The following is a 24,717-nucleotide window of genomic DNA, read 5'->3' on the forward strand; positions in this document are numbered from 1 at the left end:
GCCTCGGCCGCAGCCGCCTTCGCCGCCTCGGCCGCAGCCGCCTTCGCCGCCTCGGCCGCAGCCGCCTTCGCCGCCTCGGCCGCAGCCGCCTTCGCCGCCTCGGCCGCAGCCGCCTTCGCCGCCTCGGCCGCAGCCGCCTTCGCAGCCGCAGTGCGGTCCGGCCGGGTGGGACCCGTCCCGGTCCGGTCGGCCTGGTGGCCCCCTGCCCCCGCACGCGGCGCACCATCGGGTTCCGGCTCAGCGGACGCCCGACCCGTACCCGCCGGCCATGCCGGAGTCCCCGCCCCCGCCCCCGTCCTCCCCGCCCCCCGGTGGTTCCGTACCGTCGCGGGGCCCGGACGGGGGAGGCGCGCGGCCCGGTGCCGCCGGACCGGACGCGGAGGGGATCCCCGATCTGCTCGGTCCGGCCGAGGAAAAGGAGTTCCGCCGCCGCTGGCACGAGGTCCAGGGCCGGTTCGTCGACGATCCCCGCCAGGCGGTCCACGCGGCCGACGTCCTCGTCGGAGACGTGATGAGGACCTTGGCGGACACCTTCGGCCGGCACCGGAACGCCCTGGAGGGGCAGTGGAGCCAGGGGCTCGAGGCCGACACCGAGAGCCTGCGCCTCGCGCTCTGCCAGTACCGCGCCCTGTTCCAGCGCCTGTTGTCCACCTGATGCCCGGGGGGCTCCCCCTTCCGTGCCCGGCGGTGCGACCGGCCTCACGGTGCGCTCCGCCGGGCCGGTGGCATGTCCGGCGATCGCGGCGGTTCCGGCTATCCCGGCCGTACGCACGCCGCCGCCCCGCGCGGTACCTCGCGCGGGGCGGCGGCGTGCGGGCCCGACCGGGCGGGCGTCAGCGCCGGCGCAGCTTGCCGATCAGGCGGCGAGCCCGGGCGCGTACGCGCGGGTCGGTGGCGGCGTGGCGCAGGGACGCCGCCGCGTCACGGCCCTGGGGGCCGGCCGCGAATCGCTTGATGCGGTTCAGCAGTGCGGTCATGGGATTCTCCTCCGAGAACGCGTTGCGAGTGCTGCCACTTCGTCTTGCCCCGCGCGGCCGTCCTACGCCTGAAGGTTTTTGAGGTTGCGTCACATTCCGCTGGGGGAGGGGTCGTTCGCCCGGCGGATGAGTCCGAGCGTGACGAGGGTCGCCGCCGTGGCCCGTCCGGCGGAGGAGCGGCGCGACAGGGGCGACCGGCGCGACGACCGGTGCGAAGGCCGGGCGGACGCCTGGCGGGAGCCGGGCGCGGCGGAGGGCGTGGAGACGTGTCCCGCGGTCCGCGGTTCGGCGAGGATCCGGGCGCAGGCGGCGGCGTCCGGGCGGGCCTCGGGGGAGCGGTCGGTCATCGCCGTGAGCAGGCGCGCGAGTCCCGCCGGGAGGCCGGCCGGCAGCACCGGAGGCCGGTGCAGGTGTGCCAGCGCCGCCTCCAGCGGCGTTCCGCCGTACTCCGCCTCGCCCTTGACGCTCTCCAGCAGCACCAGGCCGAGGCTGTACACGTCGGCCGCGGGCCCCGTCGTCCGGCCCAGTGCCTGCTCGGGCGCCATGTAGGAGGCGGTGCCGACGAGGGCGTCCGCGTCCTCCGGGGCGTCGTCGACGGCCTCGACGCGGCGGGAGATGCCGAAGTCGGTGAGGTGCGGGGTCTCGGCCCTGTCCAGCAGGATGTTCGACGGTGTGACGTCGCGGTGGACGACGCCGTGGCCGTGCACATGGGCGAGCGCCGAGGCCAGGGCGGCGCCCGTCCGGCAGGTCTCGGCGGTCGTGAGGGCCCCACGGGCGATCCGCCGCCGCAGGGTCGTCCCCCGGACGAGCTGCATCACCAGGAACGGCCGGCTTCCGTCGCGGCCCGTGTCGTAGAGGGTCACCAGGCCCGGATGGTGCATCCGGGCCAGCAGGCGGGCCTCCTCGCCGCACTGTGCGTCGGTGCGGCGGAGGCCCGCGGGCCGGAACACCTTCACGGCCACGGGACGCCGCAGCCGCAGGTCCAGCGCCTCGTACACGTCCGCCGCGCCGCCCCGGCCCAGGAGACGGTCGAACCGGTAGCGCCCGGCGACGGTGCGGTCCTGCCCGGTGGCGTCGTCCGGACGTACGGGCGTTGCTCGGGGCTGCATCGAGGGCTCCCTGGGGGTGTGGCCGGCCCTCTGTCGCCGGGCCGGGAGTCGGGTGCGTCGCCCGCCGGTGTGTGCGCGGGCCCGCGGCTGAACGCGTGCCCCGCGCGCTCATGAACATCCCCCGAACATCCCCTGGAAGAAGGCGGATCGACGGCACCCTGCCCGATCGCCAGGCGCGGAGCGGGCCCGAGCGAACGATTCCGGTAACGGCGGAATGTTCCCCGGAGACCCGGGTACGCGGACGCTGTCCAACCCGCAGGGGAGGAGCAACCAACCATGGGTCTGGGACTGTTCATCATCATGATCGCCGTCGGCGCCATCCTCACCTTCGCGTCCGACTGGGAGCTCGAAGCGGTCGACCTCGACCTGGTCGGCCTGATCCTGATGGGCGTCGGCCTGCTCGGGACCGCCGTCTACACCAGCGTGCTGCGCCGTCGCCGGATGGTGGTCCCGCCGGTGGCTCCCACGGTCACCGACGACGACCGTCGTGACCTGCTCTGAGGCGGCCCGCGCGCCCGGCGCCGCGCCGCGCCCTGCACGCACACAGCGACAAGTGACAGAGGAGTGACAGCGATGACCGACCATCTGTGGTCCTACAGCACCGAGTCCGGCCACCTGGCGGGTACCGACCTCACCGGGTGGCGCGTCGAGGCCTCCGACGGGCACATCGGCAAGGTGGACAAGCACTCCGACGAGGTGGACGACTCCTACCTGGTCGTCGACACGGGCGTCTGGATCTTCGGCAAGGAGGTGCTCGTCCCGGCGCGGGCGGTGACCCGCGTCGACCTGGAGGAGCAGACCCTCCACCTCGCCCTGTCGAAGGAACAGGTGAAGAACTCGCCCGAGTTCGTCTCCGACAAGCACCTCGCGGACCGGCAGTACCGCGAGGAGATCGGACAGTACTACCGAGCGTCCTGGCCCTTCCCTGGAGGCATGGGCGGCCTCTGACGGGCCCGCGCGCCTCGGCAGGTGTGAGCAGGGGCGACAGGAGTCGAACCCGCGGCATCCGGTTGTGGAGGCCGGCGCTCTGGCCGGCTGAGCCACACCCCTTCGGCGTGAGGGAAGCGTGCCACACCGACGGGACGCGCTGCCGGCGGATGTCGCGGCGGGCACGTGGGCATGACCGCCCGAAGGGCGGGTAGGCGGGCCACTGCACCGCCTGCCCAGGACCACCTCTCCCCGCCGGCGGCCCGTGGCCACCCCCCACGCCGCGCGCCGACGGCCTCGCGACCGCCCCGCTCGGGCTCCCCCTCCCGAAGCGGGGCGGTCGCATGCCCGGGCCGTCCCGCCTCGGGCCGCCTCCGCTCGGCCCGGGAACGTCGCCCCGCCGAGAGGTCTCCGCTCTTTCCGGGGTTTGGCTCCGGGACGAGCGGCAAGCCGAATCGGTAGGCACCGGAAAGAGGGTGACGGGCGATCGGCCCGTGGAATCCGTCGAGGAGGAGGCGCTCATGTCGGACCCGACCCGAGGCCTCGTCCGCGCACCGCGCGTCGCGCCGGGAGGACCGACCCGATCCCGTCGCCTCGCCCGCGCCGCCGGTGGCCCGTGCGGACCGGGGACGGCACCCCGGACCCACGGGCATCGGCACGCGCCGCGGCACCCGCGGAGGCCGGGTGTCCCCTCGTACGGCATCTCGACGTCGGGCGAGTGGATCCCGGGCGTCCCCGCGTACGGCACCCCCGGGCGCGGGAGCCGTACGCGGACGCCTTCCCCGCCCGCGCCCTCCGGGCGTCCCGCCGCGGAGCCCTCCGCACCGGTCCGCCCGCCCCGCCGCCCGCCCCGCCCTCCGGTGACGCCGTCGTCGCGGCCGCCGGAGGCCGCAGCCCCGTCCGAGGACCCCAGTGCCTCGGGCCGGAGCGGGGAGAGCCGCACCTACGCTCCCGCCGTGACCCCCGACGCGCCGCGCGGACGGGACGGGCAGGAGGGGCCGGACGGGCGGGACGGCGGTCCCGCCGCGGGCGACCGGGGCCGACGGCCCGGCGACGACGGGGAATCGCGTCGCGGACCGTGGCGGCATCCGGCGCCCCCTCGAACGGCCGGTACGCCGCGGGCCTGACTCCGCACCGTGCCGCGCCGGACGGAAGCCCCCGCGCTCGACGGGGGCTTCCGCCGTGCCGGGCCGCTCCGGCGCGCCCGCGCCGCGCGCCCGCGCCGCCCGTCACCGATCATGAGCGGAGCGCCACCGTGCCCGGGCGGTGCCGGTCCGCTCCCGCCCCGTTCCGCAGAAGGAGGATCGTCATGAACGAACGAGACGGCCGTACGCCGGAGGACGAGCCGAGGGAGCCCCGCCACGACGGGCGCGACGAGACCGAGGAGGAGCGGGCGGACCGGCGCTGGCAGGAGCTCCTCCAGGAGATCCGGGTCGCCCAGACGGGCGTCCAGATCCTCCTCGGCTTCCTCCTCACCGTGGTGTTCACCCCGCTTTTCCACGACCTGGAGCAGACCGACAGGACGATCTACCTGGTCACGGTCGTCCTGGGGTCGCTGGCCACGGGCGCGCTGATCGGCCCCGTCTCCTTCCACCGGATCGTGTCCGGGCGACGGGTCAAGCCCCATGCCGTCGTCTGGGCCTCCCGGCTCACCTTCGCGGGCATCCTGCTGCTGCTCGCGACGCTGACGGCCGCCCTGTTCCTGATCCTGCGGGTGGCGACGCACGACCCCTACGTGCCGTGGCTCGTCGCCGGCGTCCTCCTCTGGTACCTGGTCTGCTGGTTCCTGCTGCCGCTGTGGGTCCGCACCCGCTACGCCGACGCGAGCTGACCGGGAGGACGGCCCGGCGACGGCCGCCGGCGGAGGAGGACGACGGAGGAGGACGACGGAGAGGGGCGGCCCGCCGGATGGCGGGCCGCCCCTCTCCGTGCCGGACGAGGTCCGCCGGCTCACTGCTTGAAGACGTCCTTCGCCTTCTCCTTCGCGTCGCGGGCGTGGCCCATGGCCTGCTCGGCCCGGCCTTCCGCCTCGAGGCGCTCGTCGTCGGTCATCCGGCCGACCGCCTCCTTGGCCTTGCCCTTGGCCTGCTCGCCCTTGGCCTTCATCTTTTCCTTACCCGACATGAGTGATCGCTCCTTCTCCGTGGTGGCGGACAGGTGTGCCGACAGAGCGCCTCACCGGAATCGGCGAGAACAAACACCCTGAAATCCGACACTTCCCGGCGGGTGCGCCGGCCTGGCGTGGCAGGGTGCGCCCGCCGCCGGCCAGGTTTAGCGTGCGGGAGTCCGGCGAGACGGTGCCCATGAGCGCTTCGGAGAACAGCGAACAGAACCAGTTCCCCTGGACCGGCCCCTACGCCGTCCCGGACTACCCCGACCTGACGCGGGTGGACGACCCCGACGTCGACGAGGGGTACGAACCGGCGGCTCTCGGGGAGCCGCGCGTCCTGCCCGCGCCGTTCGCGGAGCGGGCCCGCGCGGCCGCGATCGTGGCCCGGGGCGCCGGGAGGGACCTGTGGGCCGCCGTGCGTGAGCACCGGGCCGTGACGGCCGGTGCCGCCGTCGGTACGGCGGCCGCGCTGGTCCTCTCGTACGGGTGGGGGCGCCGCTCCGGGCGCCTGGCCGCGCGGCGCGACCTGGGCCCGTTGGCCCTGTTCCTCGAACGCCGCGGCTGACCGGGCGGCGGCGCCCGCCCTGCCGCACCGGGCCGGCGCGCGTACGCGCCCGGCGGCCCTCTGCGCACGTCCCCCTTTCCGTCACCGTCCTCATGGAGGTCGATCCGCGTGGTTCCCCTGCTTCTCGTGCTGCTGCTGGCCCTGCTCCTCTTCGGCGCGGGCTTCGCCGTCAAGGCGCTCTGGTGGATAGCCGTGATCGTGCTCGTCCTGTGGCTGCTGGGCTTCGTGGCCCGGCCGAAGGGCGGCACCGGTCGCTGGTATCGCTGGTAGGCGGCCCCGGCGGGCCGCCCCGGCGTGACCGAGCCCGGCACCCCCGTCAGGGGGGCCGGGCTCGGCCGTGTGCGTCCGGCCCTGCCCGGCGCCCCCGACGGGGGTGCCGGGCAGGCCGTGCGGTCAGGCGGTCAGCACCGAGTCGTCCTCGGGGCGCGCGCCCGGCAGGCGATGGCGGGCCGCGATCAGTGCCGCGTCCACGTCACGCGTACCGGTGGAGACGCACAGCGTGTACGCGAGGTCGTCCATGCGGCGCCGTACCTCCGCGCCGCCGTTCTGTGCCTGGAGCGCCGCGAGCGCCTCGTACTGCTCGATGAGACCGCGCAGGACCGCGGGGTGGGCCATCAGCACGTACTGCTCCCCTCGTCGTGGGGCGGGGGACCGCCCGTTCCGACGCGCGTGTACCCCGGTCGTGGGGTGCTACGCCCCCGGAGTCCGCGGGGGCCCGAGGGGCGGGTTCCGGCCGGATGATCCGGCTCCGGACTCCTCGTGTCGATCACGGAGGGGTAGTGTCGTCATGATTGCCGTACGGCAACGATCGCGGCAGCCGGAACCGTCCCGGGGGAGCGGACGTCCGGCGCGCGGCGTGGGCCGCACGGTCCGTGCGCGAGCTTGGTGGGGAACGAGGATGGGGCATGTCTGAGACGACGACCAGGAGCTCCTCCGGCCGGGAGCACCCCGGACCGGCCGCGGTGGCCGAGCCCGAGCTCCGTCAGCTGCTGGCCGGGCTCACGGCCGTGCGCGACGGCGACTTCGGCACCCGTCTGCCGGACGAGGCGGACGGGCTGATGGGGGAGATCTCCCGGGTGTTCAACGGGATGGTCGACCAGCTGTCCCTGTTCACCTCCGAGGTGACGCGGGTGGCGCGCGAGGTCGGCACGGAAGGGACGCTCGGCGGGCAGGCCGTCGTGCCCGGGGTCTCCGGCACGTGGGCCGACCTGACCGACTCGGTGAACGCGATGGCCGGCAACCTCACCACGCAGGTCCGCGACATCGCCCAGGTGGCGACGGCGGTCGCCAGGGGCGACCTCTCCCAGAAGATCGACGTGGACGCGCGCGGTGAGATCCTGGAGCTGAAGAACACCATCAACACGATGGTCGACCAGCTCTCGGCCTTCGCCGACGAGGTCACGCGCATGGCCCGCGACGTGGGCACCGAGGGCATCCTCGGGGGACAGGCCGACGTGAAGGGCGTCTCGGGCACCTGGCGGGACCTGACCGACTCCGTCAACTCGATGGCGGGGAACCTCACCGCGCAGGTGCGGGCGATCGCCCACGTCGCCACCGCCGTCGCGGGCGGCGATCTGTCCAAGAAGGTCGACGTGGACGCCCGGGGCGAGATCCTGGAGCTGAAGACGACCATCAACACGATGGTCGACCAGCTCTCGGCCTTCGCCGACGAGGTGACCCGGGTCGCCCGCGAGGTCGGCACCGAGGGCAACCTCGGCGGCCAGGCCACCGTCCGGGGCGCCTCGGGCACCTGGAAGGACCTGACCGACAACGTCAACGTGATGGCCTCCAACCTCACCGGGCAGGTGCGTTCGATCGCCCAGGTCGCCACCGCCGTGGCCCGCGGCGACCTCTCCCGCCGGATCACCGTGGAGGCCAAGGGCGAGGTCGCGGCCCTCGCCGACACCATCAACACCATGGTGGACACCCTGTCCGCCTTCGCCGACGAGGTGACCCGCGTGGCCCGCGAGGTCGGTACCGAGGGCCGGCTCGGCGGCCAGGCCAGGGTGCCGAACGTGGCCGGCACCTGGAAGGACCTCACCGACAACGTCAACTCCATGGCGAACAACCTGACCGGACAGGTCCGGAACATCGCCCAGGTCACGACCGCCGTCGCCAACGGCGACCTGTCGAAGAAGATCGACGTGGACGCCCGGGGCGAGATCCTGGAGCTGAAGACGACCATCAACACGATGGTCGACCAGCTGTCCTCGTTCGCGGCCGAGGTGACCCGCGTGGCCCGCGAGGTCGGCAGCGAGGGCCGGCTCGGCGGCCAGGCCGAGGTCGAGGGCGTCTCCGGCACCTGGAAGCGGCTGACCGAGAACGTCAACGAGCTGGCGGGCAACCTCACCCGCCAGGTTCGCGCCATCGCCGAGGTGGCGAGCGCCGTCGCCGAGGGCGACCTCACCCGCTCGATCACCGTGGAGGCGTCGGGCGAGGTGGCCGAACTCAAGGACAACATCAACGCCATGGTCGGCTCGCTGCGCGAGACGACGCGGGCGAACCAGGAGCAGGACTGGCTCAAGTCCAGTCTGGCCCGGATGTCCGCGCTGATGCAGGGCCACCGCGACCTGGCCGTCGTCGCCGAACTCGTCATGGACGAGCTGACCCCGCTCGTGTCCGCCCGGTACGGCGCCTTCTACCTCGCCGAGGAAGGCGCCGACGGCGTCGAGCTGGGCCTCGTCGGCTCCTACGGACGCCCCGCCGGCGACCGGGACCGGGTCCGCTTCCGGCTGGGCGAGTCGCTCGTCGGACAGGCCGCCCGCAGCCGCCGCACCATCGCCGCCGACGACGTCCCCGCCGGCTACGCCACGATCTCCTCGGGTCTCGGCAGCACCTCCCGGGGCAGCCTGGTGGTGCTGCCGGTCGTCGTCGACGAGCAGGTGCTCGGCGTGATCGAGCTGATGTCCTTCAGCCCCTTCACCTCCGTGCACCGGGACTTCCTGGAACAGCTCATGGAGACCGTCGGGGTCAACCTGAGCACCATCGTCGCCAACGCCCGCACCGACGAACTCCTGGACGAGTCCCAGCGCCTGGCCGGCGAACTCCGCTCGCGCACCGAGGAACTCCAGGTGCGGCAGGAGGAACTCCAGCGCTCCAACGCCGAACTGGAGGAGAAGGCGGCCCTGCTCGCCACGCAGAACCGCGACATCGAGGCCAAGAACCTGCAGATCGAGCAGGCCCGGCAGGAGCTGGAGGACCGCGCCCAGCAGCTCGCGCTGGCCTCCACGTACAAGTCGGAGTTCCTGGCCAACATGAGCCACGAACTGCGTACCCCGCTCAACAGCCTCCTCATCCTGGCGCAGTTGCTGGCCCAGAACCCGACCCGCAACCTCACGGCCAAGCAGGTCGAGTACGCCGGGATCATCCACTCGGCCGGATCGGACCTGCTCCAGCTGATCAACGACATCCTCGACCTCTCCAAGGTCGAGGCCGGGAAGATGGACCTCAACCCCGAGCGGGTGCCCCTGCGCAGGCTCCTCGACTACGTCGAGGCCACGTTCCGCCCCCTCACCTCGCAGAAGAGCCTCGCCTTCGCGGTCTCCACGGCGGCCGGCGTCCCCGTGGACCTCGTCACCGACGACGCACGGCTCCGGCAGGTCCTGCGCAACCTGCTGTCGAACGCCGTCAAGTTCACCGAGCACGGCAGCGTCGAGCTGCGTATCGAACCGGCCTCGGACGGCGAACTGCCCGTCTCCGTCGACCGCGGCGGCCCGGTCGTCGCCTTCCGCGTCGGCGATACCGGCATCGGCATCGCCCCCGAGAACCTGGAGGCGATCTTCGGGGCCTTCCAGCAGGCCGACGGGACGACCAACCGCAAGTACGGCGGCACCGGCCTCGGACTCTCCATCAGCCGCGAGATCGCCCATCTGCTGGGCGGGGCCCTCACCGTCACGAGCGTGCCCGGCGGGGGCAGCACCTTCACCCTCTACCTCCCGGTCGCCCGCACCGACTTCGCCGAACAGCCCGACCCCGTCGCCCCGTCGGCGGACCCCTCGGCGGTGCTCGCCGTCCCGGCCCCGGCCCGGGGCGGCGCGCTCGCGCTGCCCGGCGCCCCGGCCGCCCGGCCGCCCCGGCGCCTCCTCGTGATCGAGGAGCGCCCGCGCGGACTCCTCGCCGTCGTCGCCGAGAACGCCGTCTCCCAACTCGCGGCCGACGGCGGGCACACGGGCCGCGCGGACATCGAACTGATGGCGGTCGCGGGCCCCCAGGAGGCCGCCTCCGCGCTCGCCGCCCAGCCGTTCCACTGCGTCGTCCTCGACGTCGACATGGCGGACGGCGACGCCCTGCGCTTCCTCGACGCCATGGACGGCGACGAGGCGCTGCACACCGTCCCCGTCCTCGCCCACAACAACCGCCGGCTCCCCGCCGAGGAGGAGGGCGTCCTCCAGGACCTCGCCCGCCGCCGCCCGCTGGAACTCCTCTCCAGCCTCGACGAGCTGCGCGAGCGGATCGCCCTCCACCTGTCCGCGGAACAGCCCGGCGACGTCGTGCCCCTGGTGCGCGGCGACCACCGGGCGCCCGCGTCGCAGACCATCGACACGACCCTGCGCGGCAGGACGGTCCTCGCCGTCGACGACGACGCCCGCAACCTGTACGCCCTCAGCGGCATCCTGGAGCTGCACGGCATCACCGTGCTGCACGCGGAGAACGGCCGGAAGGGAATCGAGACCCTCCTGGCGAACCCCGCCGTCTCCCTCGTCCTGATGGACGTGATGATGCCGGAGATGGACGGCTACACGGCGACCGCGAGGATCAGGGAGCTGCCGCGGTACGCCGACCTGCCCGTGATCGCCGTCACCGCGAAGGCGATGCCCGGCGACCGGGAGAAGAGCCTCGCGTCCGGGGCCAGCGACTACGTCACCAAGCCCGTCGACGCCGACGAACTCATCGCCTGCGTCCGCCGCTGGCTCGACGGCGGAGCGGCCTCGTGACCGCCGTCCCGGGACCGCCCCGCGCTCCCCGTCCGGCCCCGGAGCGCCGCGCCGGCGCACCCCGGCCCCGTCCGCACGGTGGTCCCGGGGCCGCCCCGACCGAGGAGTCGCCGACATGAGCGCCCCCCGCTTCCCGGGCGGAGACCCGGCCGGCGCCGCCGTGCCCGCGGCCCCCGGCACCGCCCTCCCGTCCCCCGCCGACGGCGCGCCCCCCGGCGCGTCCGCCGACGGCCGGCTGGCCGCCACGGTGGAACGGCTGCGCGGCGAGGTGCGGGCCGCGCAGGCGGCGGCCGAGGGCCGCGCCCTGATCGAACTCGCCAAGGGCGTCATCGTCGAGCGCCTGGGCTGCGGCCCCGCCCAGGCGGCCCGCCAGCTCGCCGAGCTCGCCGACCGGGCCGGGGTCTCCCGGCTGGAGCTGGCCGCGGACGTCGTCAACCAGGCGGCCCGGGACCGGATGGCCGAGGCGGCGGACGCGTTCGTGCGGACGGCCGTCGGCGACCCCGCCGCCCCGGCCCCCGCCGCCCAGGCCCCCGCCGGGCTCTCCGCCGTGCGACTGCGCACCGCGGAGGGCGCGGCGCTCAGCGCCGGGGACACCCAGTCCGTCGCCGAGTCGCTGCTCCGGCACGCCCTCGAACCCCTGGGCGCCGTCGCCGTGGCGATCTGGACCACCGGCCCGGACACCTCGCTGAGCCTGCGCGGCCACGCCGGCTTCGGCCTCGACGAGGCGGCCCGCTGGCACTACGTGCCGCCGGGAGTGACCACGGCGGCCCGCCAGGCGCTCGTCGGGCGCCGCACCGTCCGGTACGCCTCCCTGGCGGCAGCGGGCGTGCCCTCGATCGGCCGGGCGCGCCACCCCGACGGCGGCCGGGTCGTCGTCCCCGCGGGGACCGGCGGACGCGTCCACGGCGTCCTGGAGGTCTGCTGGAGCCGTCCGCTCGACCCCCTGCCGCAGGCCGTGGAGCGCCAGCTCGAAGCCCTCGCCGAGCTCTGCGCCCACACCCTGGAGGCGCTCCCCGAGGCGTCCCCGGGTGGCTTCCCCGGGCCCGGCGGCTTCCCCTTCCCCGGCGGTGACGGGGCGTCGGCGCTGGCCGGACTCTCGGACGGGCTCTACGACCCCGCCCTCGTCCTCACCCCCCACCTGGACGAGGCGGGGAAGCTCGTCGACTTCCGCATCCGGCACGCCAACGCGCACTTCCAGGATCCGGCCGGACGGCCCCGCGGATCCGTCGACGGGGCGCTGCTCCTGGAGGCGTACCCGGCGACGGCGGGCGGCGGCGACCTCTTCGAACGGATCGAGCGGGTCTACGCCACGGGGGAGCCGTTCCGCGCCCGCCGGGTCCGGCTCACGGCCCTGGTGGACCAGGTGCCGCTCGCCTCGCTCGCCGACATCAGCATCAGCCGCCACGGCGCGAGCGTCCTGCTCATCTGGCGCGTCGAGGACGAGTCGGCACGCCTCGCCAGCCTCCTCCAGCACGCCCAGCGGCTCGGCCGGGTCGGCGCCTTCGAGGAGGACGTCGTCACCGGGGACATCACCTGGCACGGTCAGCTGTACGAGCTCTTCGGCCGGGGGCCGGCGGAGCGGCCGGTCGCCCTGCGCGAGCTCGCTGCCCACGCCCACCCGGACGACGCCGACACCATCCGCCGCTTCCTCCGGAAGGTGTTGGACGGGCGGCGGGTGGCCTCCACGGCCTTCCGCATGATCCGCCACGACGGCGTCACCCGGCACATCCGGGTCACCGCCGAACCCGCCCTGGGCCCCGACGGCGGTCTGCAGGCCGTCCGGGGCGCCTACCAGGACATCTCGGCGCAGCACTGGACCGAGGTCGCCCTCACGGCCACCCGCGACCGGCTGGCGGCGACGGAGGAGGCGGCCGAGGAACGCAACCGGCTCACCCTCCAGCTCCAGCACGCCATCATGCCCCCGGCCAAGCCGCCGCTGGACGCGCCGGGACTCGACGTCGCCGTGCGCTACCGGCCCGCCGAGTCCGAGTCCCTGGTCGGCGGCGACTGGTACGACGCGGTCGTGCTGCCGTCCAAGAAGGTGCTCCTGTGCGTCGGGGACGTCGCCGGCCACGGCGTGGAGGCGGCCACCGGGATGGTGGTGCTGCGCAACGCGCTTCGCGGCCTCGCCGTCACGGGCGCGGGCCCCGGGCAGCTGCTGTCCTGGCTCAACAGCGTGGCCCACCACCTCACCGCCCAGGTCACGGCCACCGCCGTGTGCGGCATCTACGACCCGGTGACCCGGTCCCTGCGCTGGGCCCGCGCCGGCCACCTCCCGCCGGTGCTGGTCCGCGGGGAGGAGGCGGACGACCTGCCGCTGCTGAGCGGGCTGCTGCTGGGGGCGCTCGCGGAGGCCGAGTACGAGGAGGCGGAGCTCCGGCTCGAACCCGGCGACACGGTGCTCATGTACACCGACGGGCTCGTCGAGCGGCGGGACACCGCCGTCCACGACTCCGTCGCCCAGCTGCTCACCGTCGCCCGGCAGCCGTCCGACAGCCTCGAACGCCGGCTGGACCAGCTGCTGGCGCGCAGCAGGTCGGACACGGACGACGACACGTGCGTGGTCGGCGTCCGGGTCTCCTGACCCCGTCCGTCCGAGCCGCGACCGGCCCCCACCCCCCCATGGAAAGCAGGGATCATGTCCGAGCGAGAAGCGAACCTGGAAGTCGACGTCGAGATCCTCGACGACCGCACGGCCGTGCTGACCGTGGGGGGTGAGCTGGACATGGAGACGGCCGCACGGCTGGAGGACCGGCTGTGGCAGCAGCTCTCCCTGGGGCGGGCCCGTCTCGTGCTGGAGCTGTCGGCGCTCGGCTTCATGGACTCCTCGGGGCTGAACGTCCTGATCAGGGCGGTCAACAGGGCTCGGGAGAACGGTGGCGACCTGTACCTCGCCGCGCCCACCCCGGCCGTGCGCCGCATCCTGGAGATCACCGGCGTGACGACCACGATCCCGCCGCACGACGGCGTGGCGGAGGCGCTGGCCGCGGCCGGCGGCTCCCGGTAGCGGACGGGTGGCGCGGGCGCCCCGCCCGGGACCGGGACGAGGACGAGGAAGGGGAAGAGGAGGACCGTGCACGACATCGCCGAGATCGAGCAGGCGCTCCGCCGGGCGGCTCCGCACCGGCTCGTGGGGGTCGTCGAGGACGCCCTGAGGGAGCACTGCGGGGTGGTGCGGGTGGAACTCCGCCTGGCCGACTACGGCTTGCGGACGCTCCAGCTCGTCGGGCACGTCTCCGGAGCGGATCCGTCGGTGCCGATCCACGACAGCCCCCAGGGGCGCGCCTTCGGCGCCCAGGAACCGCACGTGGTCCGGGAGCCCGGGGCGCTCCGGCTCCACCTGCCCGTCACCGTCCGCGGCGACCGGCTGGGGGTGCTGACGGCCGAGCTGCCCCCGGAGGCCGACCTCAGGCCGCTGCTGCCGGGGCTCGCCCAGGTCTGCGAGGCGCTCGGCCACGAGATCCTGGTGGCGGAGCGCGATACGGACCTGTACGTCCTGGCGCGGCGCGCGACGCGGCTCACGCTCGCGGCGGAGATGCAGTGGCAGCTGCTCCCCGGCCGGTCCTGTGTCCGTCCCGAGTTCGCGCTGGCCGCCCATCTCGAGCCCGCCTACGCCATCTTCGGCGACAACTACGACTGGTCGGTCTCGGACGGCCGGCTGACCCTGACGGTCACCAACGGCATGGGGGAGGGCATCGAGGCCGCCCTGCTGACGAACCTGGCGATCAACGCGCTCCGCAACGCCCGGCGGGCCGGTCTCCCGCCGGCGGACCAGGCCGCGCTGGCGGACCAGGCCGTGTACGCGCAGTACCGGGGCGAGGCCTTCGTGTCGGTGCTGCTGCTCCGCTTCGACCTGGCCACGGGCGAGGTGGAGGCGGTGGACGCCGGATCGCCCCGGCTGTGGCGGCAGCGGGGGCAGACGGTGGAGTCCGTCGGCTTCGAGGCGCAGCTGCCGCTCGGCATGTTCGAGGACACCGTGTACGTGCCCGAGCGGTTCACGGTGCGGCCGGGCGACCGGCTGCTGTTCGGCAGCGACGGCGTGTACGAGGCCGTCTCGCCCGCGGGGGAGAGCTACGGCGACCGGGCGCTGGCCCGCGCGCTGCGGGGGACGCGGCTGCTGCCGCCCACCCAGGTGCCGCAGGCGGTGCTCCGGGAGCTCGCCGTCCATCACGGCGGCAGTCCGCTGGAGGACGACGCCCTGGTCGTCTGCCTCGACTGGCACGGCACCGTGTGATCAATTGCCGTACGGCAACTGTATCCTTGGGGCAACACCGGCGCGGTGCCCGGAAGAACGCCGTCAAGGATGACCAGAGGTGGATGTTGAGGACAAGGGGTGTGCGCGCGGCCGGAGCCGGCGGCGTACGGCGGTCAGGCCGAACTGACGTCCTTCAGCGGCCTGGGGGCGGGTGACGAGGCGGCCGCTCCGCCCCGCCCCACGGCCTCGTGGAACCCGCTGAGCCCCCTCAGCAGCGCCTTGCGGCTCGTCGGCGACATGTCCGCGATGACCGCGAGCAGGGCCTCCTCGCGCTGGGCCCTGAGGTCCCGCAGGTACGCCTTGCCGTGCACGGTCAGGTGCAGCTCCAGCTGCCGGCGGCTCACGGGGCTGGGCAGGCGCTGCACGAAGCCCAGTGCCTCCAGCCGGTCGCACATGCGGCTCACCGAGGGCGGCGCGGAGCCGAGCAGCTCGCCCAGGGTGCGCAGGCTGATGCCCTCCTCGCGGTCCAGGCTGTACAGCACGCGGAGCTGACTCGCCGAGACGGGTGTCGACGACACCATGTCCCGGCCGCGCTCCCACAGCACCTCCAGCAGCTCGATCAGCTCCCGGGCGGACTCGGCCGTCCGCTGCGGTTCCCGCGGCGGCGGGGCGGGGTTGCCGTTCATGCCTGCCGACCCTCCTCGGACGCCCGGAGCCGCGGGCGGCGGCCTCGTGACGGACCGGTCATTTCCACATCTCTCCAGAAGGCGGTACGGATCCGGTGGACCGACACGTGACAGTGGAGGGCGCACTGCGCGGGGCGGCACCACACCTCCTGCTGGACTCCCTCCGTGCCATTCTCGCGGACCTGTACGCCGCGACCCGTGCCGATCTGCTGCTCGTCGACTACGGATTCACGACCCTGCGCCCCGTGGAGCCCGTCCAGGCACCTGCCGGGATGCCGCACACGCCCGTGGACGCGGGCCCCGCCGGCCGCGTCTTCCGCACCCAGCAACCATATCTTTTCCGTGATGTCGGGCCCACGGCGACCGTTTACCTGCCCGTCACGGTCCGAGGCGACCGGTTCGGCGTCCTGGTCGTCGAGGTCCCCGCGGACCGGGTCACCCCCCGGACCACCGCCAGCCTCGCCCTGGTCGCCGAGACCCTCGGGCACGCTCTGCGCGTCGCCGACCGCCACACCGACCTCTACCGCCGTACCCGCAGGACCCGGGCCCTCAGCGTCGCGGGGGAGATGCAGTGGGACACCCTGCCGGGCCGGGCCTGCGCCGGCCCGGCCTTCGACCTCCACGCGCACTGGGAGCCCGCCTACACCTCCGGAGGGCACCTGATGGACTGGAGCGCCACCGAGCGGGACCTGGTGATCGTCGTCGCCGACGGCACCGGCCCCGGCACCCCGGCCGCCCTGGCGAGCACCCTCGCCCTCACGGCGCTCCGCAACGCCCGGCGCGCCGGGCTCGACCTGGTGACCCAGGCCAGCCTCACCGACCAGGCGCTCTACGGCCAGTACGGCGGCGAGCACCCCCTCTCCGCCCTGCTGCTCCGGCTCGACCTGACCACCGGAGACGCCGAGGTGGTGGACGCCGGATCGCCGGCGCTCTGGCGCGTCCGCCCCACCGCGACCGAACGCTTCGACCTCGACCGCCAACTGCCCCTGGGCATGTTCGAGGACACCGTCTACACCCCCCAGCGGCTGCGCCTCCTGCGCGGCGACCGGCTGGTCTTCGTCGCCCACGGGGCCGGCGGGACGACGGCCCGCGACGGACACGGCGCGGCGGACGGCGCCGTGGCGCACGCCCTCGCCGGCGCGCGCCGCCGGAAGGGAGCGGACGTCCCCCGGGCCGTCGTACGGGCGTTGCGCGGAACGCCCCGTGGCACGCCGGACAGCGTCCTCGTCCTCTGTCTCGACTGGCGCGGCCACGAGGCCGGGACCCCGGGGGAAGGACACTCCGACGGGCCCGCGCCGACCGTGGCGGGGTCCCCTTGACGTCCTGCCGACGGGTGGGGTCGGCGCCGCGGGTGGTGTGGGGCCCATGAAGAGGGGAAAGGCGGGTACGAGGAGCCCAGTCGAAGGCCCAGGACGAGGGGAGTACCAGCGCCATGACGGACGCGATCACCGCGGAGCGCGCGGTCCCGGAACCCCTGCTGTCCGCGGGCGCGGTGTACGCCGACGGCGCCCGCGGCGGGGCGATCGCCTCCGCCCGCGCCTTCACGGCCGACTTCCTGGCGGCCGCCCCGGCCGTGCTTCCCGGACCGGTCGGTGAGGAACGCGTCGAGCTGGCGCAGCTGGTGGTCAGCGAACTCGTCACCAACGCGATCCGGCACACGGCGGGCCCCTGCCGACTCCTCCTCGAACTGGGCCGCGACGTCCTGGAGATCTCGGTCTTCGACCAGGAGGCCGCCGCCCCCGTGCCGCGCGGGCACGACCCGCGCCGCATCGGACAGCACGGTGTCGAGATCGTCGTCGCCGTCTGCCGGAGCCTGACCGTGGAGCCCGCGCCGGAGGGGAAGCGGGTCCGCGCCCGCCTCTCCCTCCTGCCGGAGTAGGCCGGCACCGGAGGCCCGCGCCCGTCACCGGCGGTCGGCCGCCCGGCGGAGGGCCCGGTGCTCAGGCGAGCGCCGCTCGGCCTCGGTCATCCCTCCCCACACGCCGGACGGCGGGTGAGGCTGTGCCAGGGCCGAGCGCAGACACGGTTCCCGTACCGGGCACCGGCGGCAGACCCTCTTGGCCTCCTCCGCCTGGGCGAGGGCGGAGGAGCCGGTCCCCACCGGGAAGAAGAGATCGGGATCGACCTCGTGGCAGGCCGCCTCGGCACGCCAGCCGTCCATGTGAGCCTCCGGTGTGTGCGTCAGGGAACGGTGTTCCCTGTCCGCCTGACCGTTCGTCCGTCCGCGAAACCCGGGGCGGGACCGCCCAGGGGGCGCGGCGCGCGTCCGGTGAAGGGTCCGTGTCGGAGGCGTGAGGACCGTGCGGGGAAGAGCGGGGTACGTACCGGAGGAGTGGAGTTCGCTTGATGTGCGGCCCCCACTGCGCGAGGGTGGACGGACGAGCCGTCGTCGACTGGGAAGGTGGCGGGCCTCGACGCGCGGGCCACGCTTATGACTGTTTTCGAGGACGAGTCCGGCCGCTCCCGGGAGGGCGCGGGAGCGGGAAGCACCTCCTGGATCGGGTCGCCGCATCCGGCGGTGGTGGCCGACCGCGAGGGCGGCGTCGTGGAGTTCAACGCCGCCGCGGCCGACCTCTTCCCGCGGATGGGGGTCGGCAAGGGGCTGGAAGAGGTCGTCCCGGGATGGCTCGCCGAGGCCCACCGGCGGCTCGCCCATCCGGCCCGCGCCCCAGCCGCCACGCCGGCGCGGGCGGTACCCGCCCCGCTGCGCGGCAGCCACGACGGCCGGCTCCTGAGGGCCCACCCCACCGAGTCAGGCCACGGCGACGTGGCCTGGTGGCTGGTCGACGACTCCGAGCTGACGGCCGCGCAGGACGCCCTGCGCACCGAGCGGGAGCGCCACGCCATCCTGGCCGAGGCGTCCACCCAGCTGCTGGCCTCGCTCAACCCCGACCGCTGCCTGGAGAAGGCGGCCCTGCTCGCCGCGGACCACCTCGGCGACGCCGCCCTCGTGGTCTCCCCGCCCGTGCGGAACCGCTCCACCGTGGTCACCGCGACGGCCGGGGGATTCCGGCGGACCCAGCTCACCCTGGATCCCGCCCTCGTACCCGGCCTCGCCGAGGCGCTCCAGGGTTTCCCGCCCGTGCCCGCCCGCTGGATCGACCCGGGCGAACTGCCCTCCTGGGCCGTGCCCGAGGACTTCGGAGGGACCCCCGGGTCGGTCGCCATCACCCCCCTGCCCGGCCACGGCGTGCCCGCCGGCGCCCTGATCCTGCTGCGACGAGGCGGACAGCGGGCCTTCGACGCCTCGGAGGAGCTCTTCGCCCGGCTGTTCGCCGCCCGCGCCGGCGCCGCCCTCTCGGCCGCGCGCCTCTACGCGGAACAGGCCCGCGTCACGCGCGCGCTGATCGCCGAACTCCTCCCGCCCCGGCTCCACCACGTCGGCGGGGTCGACTTCGCCGGCGGCTACCGCACCTCCCAGGACACCGAGCGGATCGGCGGCGACTTCTACGACGTGCACCCCGGCACCGAGGACGGCCAGGAGACGCTCGCCGTCCTCGGCGACGTGTGCGGCAAGGGGCTGGACGCCGCCGTGCTGACGGGCCGCATCCGCAGCACCGTGCACGCCCTGCTGCCCCTCGCCGGCGACCACCAGGACGTCCTGCGGCTGCTCAACGGTGCCCTGCTGACCGCCCGGCACACCCGCTTCGCCACCCTCGTCCTGGCCTCGGTACGGCGCACGGGCGGCCGGGTGCGGCTCCGCCTCACCAGCGCCGGCCACCCCCGCCCGCTGGTCCTGCGCACCACGGGAGAGGTGGAGGAGGCGGACACCGGCGGCACCCTGGTGGGCGCCCTCCCCGTCGTCACCAGCCGGTCCGCGACCGTGGTCCTGTCACCCGGCGAGACCTGCCTGCTCTACACGGACGGCATCACCGAGGCCCGCGGCGGGCCGCTCGGCTCGGCCATGTTCGGGGAGGAGCGGCTGCGCTCCGTGCTCGCCGACTGCGTGGGACTCCCCGCCGAGGCCGTCGTCGAGCGCGTGCAGATGCTCGCCGGGGACTGGGTGGGCCGAGGTCCTCACGACGACATGGCCGTCGTCGCCATCACCGCGCCGAACGCCTCCCGGCCGGCCGCGGTGAACGGCCGCGCCCAGGACGGGTACCCCGCATGAGCACGCGGACCGGCACCCCGGACGCCACCCGGACCACCGGCCTCGCCGCCACCCGACGACAGCTGTGGGAGGCCCTGGAGGCGAGGGACGAACCGGCGGCCACCGCCGTCGTCCTCGGCGCCCACGACGCGGGGATCGGGGCCGAGGACCTCCTCCTCGACGTGATCGGCCCCGTCCAGGCCGGGATCGGCGCCGCTTGGGCCGCCGGCCGCGTCGGGGTCGCCCAGGAGCACGCCGCCACGGCCATCCAGGAGCGCGCCGTCGCCGCCCTCGCCCACCGCACGGCGCACGGCTCCGGCCCCCGGCCGGAGACCGGCGGGGCGCCCCGGCGCGTCACGGTCGCCTGCGTCGACGGCGAGTGGCACGCCCTGCCCGCCCGTCTCCTCGCCGAGGTCCTGCGCGGCCGGGGCTTCCTCGTCGACTACCTCGGGGCCCACGTCCCCACCCCCCACCTCATCGCGCACCTGCACCAGACCGGAACGGACGTCGTCGCCCTCTCGGCCTCGCTGCCCGTCCGGCTGCCGACGGCCCACGCCGCCGTCACCGCGGTCCAGGCCATCGGGCTCCCCGTCCTCGTCGGCGGCGCCGCCTTCGGCCCGGACGGCCGCCACGCCCGCCTGCTGGGCGCCGACGGATGGGCGCCGGACGCCCGGGCCGCCGCCCGCCTCCTCGCCGCCGGTCCGCCGCGCCCGGACGCGGACCGGGCCGCCGCCGGAGGCCTGCCCCATCTCGCCGACCAGGAGTACACCCTGGTCACGCGCGCCAGGACCCAGCTGGTCCGCCAGGTCCTCCAGGGCCTCGGGGAAGCCGTCCCGGCGACGGCCTCGTACACCGAACGGCAGTGGGAGCGGACCGCCGAGGACCTCGCCCACATCGTCGACTTCCTCGGCGCGTCCCTCTACACCGACGACGCCGGGCTGTTCACCGGCTTCGTCACCTGGACCGCCGGGATCCTCCGCGCCCGCGGCGTCCCGGGCGACGCCCTGGCCGCCGCCCTCGACCTGCTCGCCGACGCCCAGCACGACTTCCCCCGCGCGCGGGCGCACCTCGCCGCCGGACGCCGCGCTCTCGTCCGCGTACCCGCCCCGCCCGCCCCGGGACCCTTGTCGTGACCAGCCCCGACCACACCTTCGACGTCCGGGCCGTCGCGGCGCCCGACCGGATCCTGTACCTGACGCTCACCGGTGACCTGGCCTGGGAGAGCGCCGACGAGCTGCTGGACGCGGCCCGGGCCCACCTCGACCCGGCCGGCGACCGGGCGGGCCTCCACGTCGACTGCGGCGGGCTCACCCTGTGCGACTCGATGGGACTCTCCGCCCTGCTGGCCCTCCACCGGCTCGCCGAGGCCGCGGGCGTCCCGCTGCGCCTCGACCACCGGCCGCCCTTCCTCGACCGGCTGCTCCGACTCACCGGCACGTACGAGTACCTGACGGACCTTCACGACCTTCACGACATCGCGACACCATCGGCGCATCCGCGAGGGCGGCGCGAGGTGTAACGGGGACGGGACGGGTCAAGCGGACACCGCACCCGCTCGCTGACAGCCCTTCAGCCGGAGGACCCCATGCCCCAGCACCCCGTCGCACCGCTCCCCGCACCGCGCGTCCTCACCCGGTCCCTGCCCATGGAACTGGTCACCCCCGACGCGGAGATCCGGATCGACACCACCGTCGGCTACGACTCCCGCGACCCCCACGCCCTGAGCCTCGCCTTCCACCTCCTCGGCGAGGACCCGGTGGTGTGGCGCGTCGACCGCGAGATGGTCCTCACCGGATCGCTCCGGCCCACCGGCGACGGAGAGGTCCGGCTCGGCCCGGCCCCCGAGGGCGGACTCCTCCTGCGGCTCGGGCCGGCGGGACAGCGCGCCCTCGTCAGGTGCGACCAGGACGCCCTCGGCCGCTTCGTGCGCGACACCTTCGTCCTGGTGCCGCAGGGCACGGAGGAACACCACATCGACTGGGGGCCGCTGCTCGCGGCCCTGCGGCGCTGAAGCGCGGCGCGCGGCCCCTCAGCCCCGCGGGCCGGCGGGCGCCGGGCGGAAACAGGCGGTGACGTCCTTGCCCCGCGGGCAGGGGCGGGTCCGCACGTCGTCGGCGAGCGCGTCGACCAGGAGCAGTCCGCGTCCGCCCAGGGCGTCGTCGTCCGGGCCGCGCTGCTCGGGAACCAGCGGCGAGGAGTCGTGCACCGTGACGTGCAGGCACTCCTCGTCCCAGGTGAGGATCAGCTGCGCGTCGCTGTGGGCGTGCACATGGGCGTTGGTGACGAGTTCGGAGACCGTCAGCACGACGGAGTCCGCCACCCCGGGGGCGGTACGGTCCCAGCCGATCGCGGCCAGGTGCGCGCGCGTCCAGTCCCGGGCCGTCCTGATGCTGCTGCCCATCGGCAGCGTCCGCGCCCAGCCGACGGCCCTCATCGAGGGATCCCGTGTCATGACTCTCCTCCTGACGATGGGTCGGAGGATCCGTCTGCCCGCCGTGCGGGGAAAGGGAACCGGCGCGGACGAAGTCCGCATCCGATCCGTGTGGACGGGGGAAGTCCGGGTATGCGGGCAACCTCAGGGCCACGCATCCCGACGGGGATGACACGTGAGAGGGGAACGGTGTGACGGTCACCACGATGTCGACGACCACGGGAATCGAGTCCGTAGCGGGGACACTGCCGCTGATCCCGGACACGTCGGCGGTCGCCCCCAAGGACGCGAGGACCCTGTCGAAGGTCTTCTTCCAGGAACTCGCGACGCTGGAGGAGGGGACGCACGAGTACCAGTACGCGCGCAACACCCTCATCGAGATGAACATGAGCCTGGTCCGGTACGCCGCCGGGCGGTTCCGCCACCGCGCCGACGAGATGGAGGACATCGTCCAGGTCGGCATGATCGGCCTGATCAAGGCGATCGACCGGTTCGAGCTGGCGCGCGAGGTCGAGTTCACCACCTTCGCCGTCCCCTACATCGTCGGCGAGATCAAGCGGTTCTTCCGGGACACCTCCTGGGCGGTGCACGTGCCCCGCCGGCTCCAGGAGGCGCGGGTCGAGCTGGCCAAGGCGACCGAGGAACTCGGCACCCGCCTCGGCCGGATGCCGACGGTCAAGGAGCTGGCCGAGCTGATGAGCCTCACCGAGGAGGAGGTCACCGAGGCGCGGCTGGCCTCCAACGGCTACAACTCCTCCTCCCTGGACGCCGTCCTCGGCGGCGAGGACGAGGACGGCGACGCCTCGCTGGCCGACTTCATCGGCAGCGAGGACCCGGCCATGGCGCTGGTGGAGGACTTCCACTCGCTGGCCCCGCTCATCGCCGACCTCGACGAACGCGACCGCCGCATCATCCACCTGCGGTTCGTCGAGGAACTGACCCAGGCGCAGATCGGTGAGGAGCTGGGCTGCTCGCAGATGCACGTCTCGCGGCTGCTCGCGCGCACGGTGAAGCGCCTGCGCGAGGGCCTGCTCGGCTGCGGCGCCGACTGATCCGGCCCGCCCGCACGGCCCGGGGCCCCGCACCGTGGCACGTCCGGTGCGGGGCCCCGGCGGCGTCCGGGCCGCTCAGACGAAGGTCACGGCCACCCGCTCGAAGCCCAGGCCCCGCAGCAGCTCCCGCAGCATCGCGGCGGTGTTCCGTTCCGCCCGGGACGTCAGGTCGGACGCGCGGGCCGCGTCGCCGATGCGCTGGGCGGCGAGGACGTGGACCGCCTGCTCGCTCGCGGGGTTGTCCGAGAACAGGTCGCCGATCCGGTCCAGCAGTCCGCGCTGCTTCGACACGGCGTACGACCGTTCCGGATCCAGCGCCGGGGCGGCCAGCCGGGCGTGCGGCAGCCGGAGGACGGCCTCGGTCCGGCCGGCGTCGACGGTCACGGCGTCGTCCCCGAGGCCGCCGAACTCGACGTAGGCGGTGACGCCGCCGCTCGCCACGTACAGCGTCCGGGTGCCGCGGATCGCGTCCGGAAGGAACCGCGCGTCGTGCTCCAGGTCGACCACGACCTGGTAGGTCCCCGCGGCCCCCTCGTACCGGCTCAGGTCCTGGACGGACTTCAGGACCGCGGGGCCGGAGCGGTCCTTCACGTCCCTCCCGAAGACGTCCAGGCCGGGGATCCGGAGGAACTGGCCGATCAGCATGAGGGCGACGGCGAGCACGAACAGGACGACGACGGCGAGGCGCCACCTCCCGCCGGGACGCTTCCACGGACGGCGGGTCGGCGCGGGTCTGTTCTCGGTCTCTTCTCCCATGCGGGCCGGATGCCCCTGTCCGCCGCTCGCACACCCGACTCCCGTCCGGTCGCCGCCTGTCGGGGCCGGAGAGAAGGGTGGTGCGGAGGGGGGCGCCGGACCGGGCGCGGGGCATGCGGCGGCCCGGCGGGGGTACCCGGGATCCGTTCGCACGAGGACACCCAGGGGAGGAGACGGCCCATGTTCGGTCGGAGAGCGTCGAAGGGGCGGGGCGGTGCGCCCGCCGGAGGGGACGAGGGCGACCGGAGAGACGTCGCCGGCGCGGACGGGGGTCCGGCGGCCGACGGGAACCCGGAGCGGAAGGAGCCGGACGCCGCGCCGCGGCGGTCCGCGGTCGCGGACCGCCGCGGCCCGGGACGTCTCGTGCGGGCGCTGGTCGCCGTCACGGCTCTGGCGGGCATGGTGGCCTTCGGCGTGGTCCTGGCCCGGCTGACGCTGGAGGCCTCGCCGGCCTCCGCGCCGCTCACGCACAGCAACCTGACGCCCGGGCGCTCGATCGAGGCGTACCTCGACAGGCCCGCGTTCGTGGACACCGTCCGGCAGCTCGGGGGCAACGTCCTCCTCGGCGTCCCCTTCGGCGTCCTGCTGCCGCTGCTGTCGCGCAAGGCCCGCGGCTTCCTCCGGGTCGCGGCGCTCACCGCCGCCACCATGCTGCTCGTGGAACTCGTCCAGGGGGCGCTCGTCACCGGCCGCGCCTTCGACATCGACGACGTCCTCCTCAACACGGCGGGAGCGCTGCTCGGCTACGTGATCATCGGACGGAGGCTGGGGCGGGCCGTGCACCCCCGCACCCGCCCCCACTGGTGGCAGCGCCGGCGCCCGGCGCGCACCGGGGCGGGAGGACCGGGCCGGCGGGCTTCGGCGTAGGGCCGGCCGCGCGGGGTA

26 protein-coding genes and 1 tRNA gene are annotated in these 24,717 nt (G+C 74.8%); 18 read left to right on the forward strand and 9 right to left on the reverse strand.

Features of this window, described 5'->3' with window-relative positions; genetic code table 11:
• The first annotated feature begins 268 nt into the window (after window positions 1–268).
• Window positions 269–655: a hypothetical protein gene (locus ABZ621_RS31915; protein ID WP_360609937.1), complete on the forward strand. Its 387-nt coding sequence runs from the start codon at window positions 269–271 to the stop codon at window positions 653–655.
• A 178-nt stretch (window positions 656–833) separates the two neighbouring features.
• Here ABZ621_RS31915 and ABZ621_RS31920 read toward each other — a convergent pair whose 3' ends face one another.
• Window positions 834–977: a hypothetical protein gene (locus ABZ621_RS31920; protein WP_360609938.1), complete on the reverse strand. Its 144-nt coding sequence runs from the start codon at window positions 975–977 to the stop codon at window positions 834–836.
• 89 nt (window positions 978–1,066) lie between these two features.
• Window positions 1,067–2,086 carry a serine/threonine-protein kinase gene (locus tag ABZ621_RS31925; RefSeq protein ID WP_360609939.1) on the reverse strand — a complete coding sequence of 340 codons (1,020 nt, stop codon included), beginning with the start codon at window positions 2,084–2,086 and terminating at the stop codon, window positions 1,067–1,069.
• 276 nt (window positions 2,087–2,362) lie between these two features.
• On the opposite strand from ABZ621_RS31925, the gene ABZ621_RS31930 reads away from it, so the two are divergent.
• Window positions 2,363–2,587 (forward strand): DUF6458 family protein, encoded by a 225-nt coding sequence (locus tag ABZ621_RS31930; RefSeq protein ID WP_360609940.1) that lies wholly within the window; start codon window positions 2,363–2,365, stop codon window positions 2,585–2,587.
• Window positions 2,588–2,659: 72 nt separating this feature from the next.
• The gene (locus ABZ621_RS31935; RefSeq protein WP_360609941.1) at window positions 2,660–3,034 is read left to right on the forward strand and encodes a PRC-barrel domain-containing protein; all 375 of its coding nucleotides are present in this window, start codon (window positions 2,660–2,662) and stop codon (window positions 3,032–3,034) included.
• 28 nt (window positions 3,035–3,062) lie between these two features.
• Here ABZ621_RS31935 and ABZ621_RS31940 read toward each other — a convergent pair.
• A tRNA-Trp gene (locus ABZ621_RS31940) sits at window positions 3,063–3,136 on the reverse strand.
• Between the two features lie 1,186 nt (window positions 3,137–4,322).
• Here ABZ621_RS31940 and ABZ621_RS31945 point away from each other — a divergent pair.
• Complete coding sequence (locus ABZ621_RS31945) at window positions 4,323–4,844, forward strand: DUF6328 family protein (RefSeq protein WP_360609942.1); 522 nt, start codon at window positions 4,323–4,325, stop codon at window positions 4,842–4,844.
• 119 nt (window positions 4,845–4,963) lie between these two features.
• Here the strand turns inward: ABZ621_RS31945 and ABZ621_RS31950 are convergent, their stop codons facing one another.
• Entirely contained in the window at window positions 4,964–5,137 is a 174-nt protein-coding gene (locus tag ABZ621_RS31950) for a CsbD family protein (protein ID WP_360609943.1), read from the reverse strand.
• Between the two features lie 179 nt (window positions 5,138–5,316).
• On the opposite strand from ABZ621_RS31950, the gene ABZ621_RS31955 reads away from it, so the two are divergent.
• Both ABZ621_RS31955 and ABZ621_RS31960 read left to right on the forward strand, forming a co-directional pair.
• On the forward strand, window positions 5,317–5,688 hold the full coding sequence (locus ABZ621_RS31955) for a hypothetical protein (protein ID WP_360609944.1): 372 nt from the start codon (window positions 5,317–5,319) through the stop codon (window positions 5,686–5,688).
• A 108-nt stretch (window positions 5,689–5,796) separates the two neighbouring features.
• The gene (locus ABZ621_RS31960; protein WP_030215177.1) at window positions 5,797–5,958 is read left to right on the forward strand and encodes a DUF5670 family protein; all 162 of its coding nucleotides are present in this window, start codon (window positions 5,797–5,799) and stop codon (window positions 5,956–5,958) included.
• Window positions 5,959–6,081: 123 nt separating this feature from the next.
• Here the strand turns inward: ABZ621_RS31960 and ABZ621_RS31965 are convergent, their stop codons facing one another.
• Window positions 6,082–6,309: a DUF5133 domain-containing protein gene (locus tag ABZ621_RS31965; protein WP_360609945.1), complete on the reverse strand. Its 228-nt coding sequence runs from the start codon at window positions 6,307–6,309 to the stop codon at window positions 6,082–6,084.
• A gap of 284 nt (window positions 6,310–6,593) precedes the next feature.
• On the opposite strand from ABZ621_RS31965, the gene ABZ621_RS31970 reads away from it, so the two are divergent.
• From ABZ621_RS31970 to ABZ621_RS31985, 4 genes are all read left to right on the forward strand, one after another.
• The gene (locus ABZ621_RS31970; RefSeq protein ID WP_360609946.1) at window positions 6,594–10,622 is read left to right on the forward strand and encodes a HAMP domain-containing protein; all 4,029 of its coding nucleotides are present in this window, start codon (window positions 6,594–6,596) and stop codon (window positions 10,620–10,622) included.
• A 115-nt stretch (window positions 10,623–10,737) separates the two neighbouring features.
• The gene (locus tag ABZ621_RS31975; protein ID WP_360609947.1) at window positions 10,738–13,206 is read left to right on the forward strand and encodes a SpoIIE family protein phosphatase; all 2,469 of its coding nucleotides are present in this window, start codon (window positions 10,738–10,740) and stop codon (window positions 13,204–13,206) included.
• A 54-nt stretch (window positions 13,207–13,260) separates the two neighbouring features.
• Window positions 13,261–13,629, forward strand: a complete 369-nt coding sequence (locus ABZ621_RS31980) for an STAS domain-containing protein (RefSeq protein WP_360609948.1) — start codon at window positions 13,261–13,263, stop codon at window positions 13,627–13,629.
• A gap of 66 nt (window positions 13,630–13,695) precedes the next feature.
• Window positions 13,696–14,856 (forward strand): PP2C family protein-serine/threonine phosphatase, encoded by a 1,161-nt coding sequence (locus ABZ621_RS31985; RefSeq protein WP_360609949.1) that lies wholly within the window; start codon window positions 13,696–13,698, stop codon window positions 14,854–14,856.
• A gap of 134 nt (window positions 14,857–14,990) precedes the next feature.
• Here the strand turns inward: ABZ621_RS31985 and ABZ621_RS31990 are convergent, their stop codons facing one another.
• Window positions 14,991–15,503 carry a MarR family transcriptional regulator gene (locus ABZ621_RS31990; protein ID WP_360609950.1) on the reverse strand — a complete coding sequence of 171 codons (513 nt, stop codon included), beginning with the start codon at window positions 15,501–15,503 and terminating at the stop codon, window positions 14,991–14,993.
• Window positions 15,504–15,610: 107 nt separating this feature from the next.
• Between ABZ621_RS31990 and ABZ621_RS31995 the strand changes: the two genes are divergently transcribed.
• Together ABZ621_RS31995 and ABZ621_RS32000 are read left to right on the forward strand one after the other, a co-directional pair.
• Window positions 15,611–16,822: a SpoIIE family protein phosphatase gene (locus ABZ621_RS31995; protein ID WP_360609951.1), complete on the forward strand. Its 1,212-nt coding sequence runs from the start codon at window positions 15,611–15,613 to the stop codon at window positions 16,820–16,822.
• A 113-nt stretch (window positions 16,823–16,935) separates the two neighbouring features.
• Complete coding sequence (locus tag ABZ621_RS32000; RefSeq protein WP_360609952.1) at window positions 16,936–17,382, forward strand: ATP-binding protein; 447 nt, start codon at window positions 16,936–16,938, stop codon at window positions 17,380–17,382.
• Window positions 17,383–17,406: 24 nt separating this feature from the next.
• Here ABZ621_RS32000 and ABZ621_RS32005 read toward each other — a convergent pair whose 3' ends face one another.
• Window positions 17,407–17,664, reverse strand: a complete 258-nt coding sequence (locus ABZ621_RS32005) for a WhiB family transcriptional regulator (RefSeq protein ID WP_360609953.1) — start codon at window positions 17,662–17,664, stop codon at window positions 17,407–17,409.
• Window positions 17,665–17,934: 270 nt separating this feature from the next.
• Between ABZ621_RS32005 and ABZ621_RS32010 the strand changes: the two genes are divergently transcribed.
• The 4 genes from ABZ621_RS32010 to ABZ621_RS32025 all read left to right on the forward strand — a co-directional run bounded on the left by ABZ621_RS32010 (window position 17,935) and on the right by ABZ621_RS32025 (window position 21,604).
• Window positions 17,935–19,614: a PP2C family protein-serine/threonine phosphatase gene (locus ABZ621_RS32010; protein WP_360609954.1), complete on the forward strand. Its 1,680-nt coding sequence runs from the start codon at window positions 17,935–17,937 to the stop codon at window positions 19,612–19,614.
• Window positions 19,611–20,726: a cobalamin B12-binding domain-containing protein gene (locus ABZ621_RS32015; RefSeq protein WP_360609955.1), complete on the forward strand. Its 1,116-nt coding sequence runs from the start codon at window positions 19,611–19,613 to the stop codon at window positions 20,724–20,726. The genes ABZ621_RS32010 and ABZ621_RS32015 overlap by 4 nt, the downstream gene beginning before the upstream one ends.
• Window positions 20,723–21,112, forward strand: coding sequence for an STAS domain-containing protein (locus ABZ621_RS32020; RefSeq protein ID WP_360609956.1), 390 nt, complete (start codon window positions 20,723–20,725; stop codon window positions 21,110–21,112). Before ABZ621_RS32015 ends, ABZ621_RS32020 begins: the two co-directional genes overlap by 4 nt.
• 66 nt (window positions 21,113–21,178) lie before the next feature.
• Window positions 21,179–21,604 carry an SsgA family sporulation/cell division regulator gene (locus ABZ621_RS32025; protein WP_360609957.1) on the forward strand — a complete coding sequence of 142 codons (426 nt, stop codon included), beginning with the start codon at window positions 21,179–21,181 and terminating at the stop codon, window positions 21,602–21,604.
• 18 nt (window positions 21,605–21,622) lie between these two features.
• Here ABZ621_RS32025 and ABZ621_RS32030 read toward each other — a convergent pair whose 3' ends face one another.
• Window positions 21,623–22,045: an ATP-binding protein gene (locus tag ABZ621_RS32030; RefSeq protein WP_360609958.1), complete on the reverse strand. Its 423-nt coding sequence runs from the start codon at window positions 22,043–22,045 to the stop codon at window positions 21,623–21,625.
• Between the two features lie 185 nt (window positions 22,046–22,230).
• Between ABZ621_RS32030 and ABZ621_RS32035 the strand changes: the two genes are divergently transcribed.
• Window positions 22,231–23,076, forward strand: a complete 846-nt coding sequence (locus ABZ621_RS32035; protein ID WP_360609959.1) for an RNA polymerase sigma factor SigF — start codon at window positions 22,231–22,233, stop codon at window positions 23,074–23,076.
• A gap of 75 nt (window positions 23,077–23,151) precedes the next feature.
• Here ABZ621_RS32035 and ABZ621_RS32040 read toward each other — a convergent pair whose 3' ends face one another.
• Entirely contained in the window at window positions 23,152–23,832 is a 681-nt protein-coding gene (locus ABZ621_RS32040) for a DUF4230 domain-containing protein (RefSeq protein ID WP_360609960.1), read from the reverse strand.
• Between the two features lie 180 nt (window positions 23,833–24,012).
• Here ABZ621_RS32040 and ABZ621_RS32045 point away from each other — a divergent pair, with 180 nt between their 5' ends.
• Complete coding sequence (locus ABZ621_RS32045) at window positions 24,013–24,699, forward strand: VanZ family protein (RefSeq protein ID WP_360609961.1); 687 nt, start codon at window positions 24,013–24,015, stop codon at window positions 24,697–24,699.
• Window positions 24,700–24,717 lie beyond the last annotated feature (18 nt).

The organism is Streptomyces sp. NPDC007863 (assembly GCF_040633895.1).
Classification (GTDB): Bacteria; Actinomycetota; Actinomycetes; order Streptomycetales; family Streptomycetaceae; genus Streptomyces.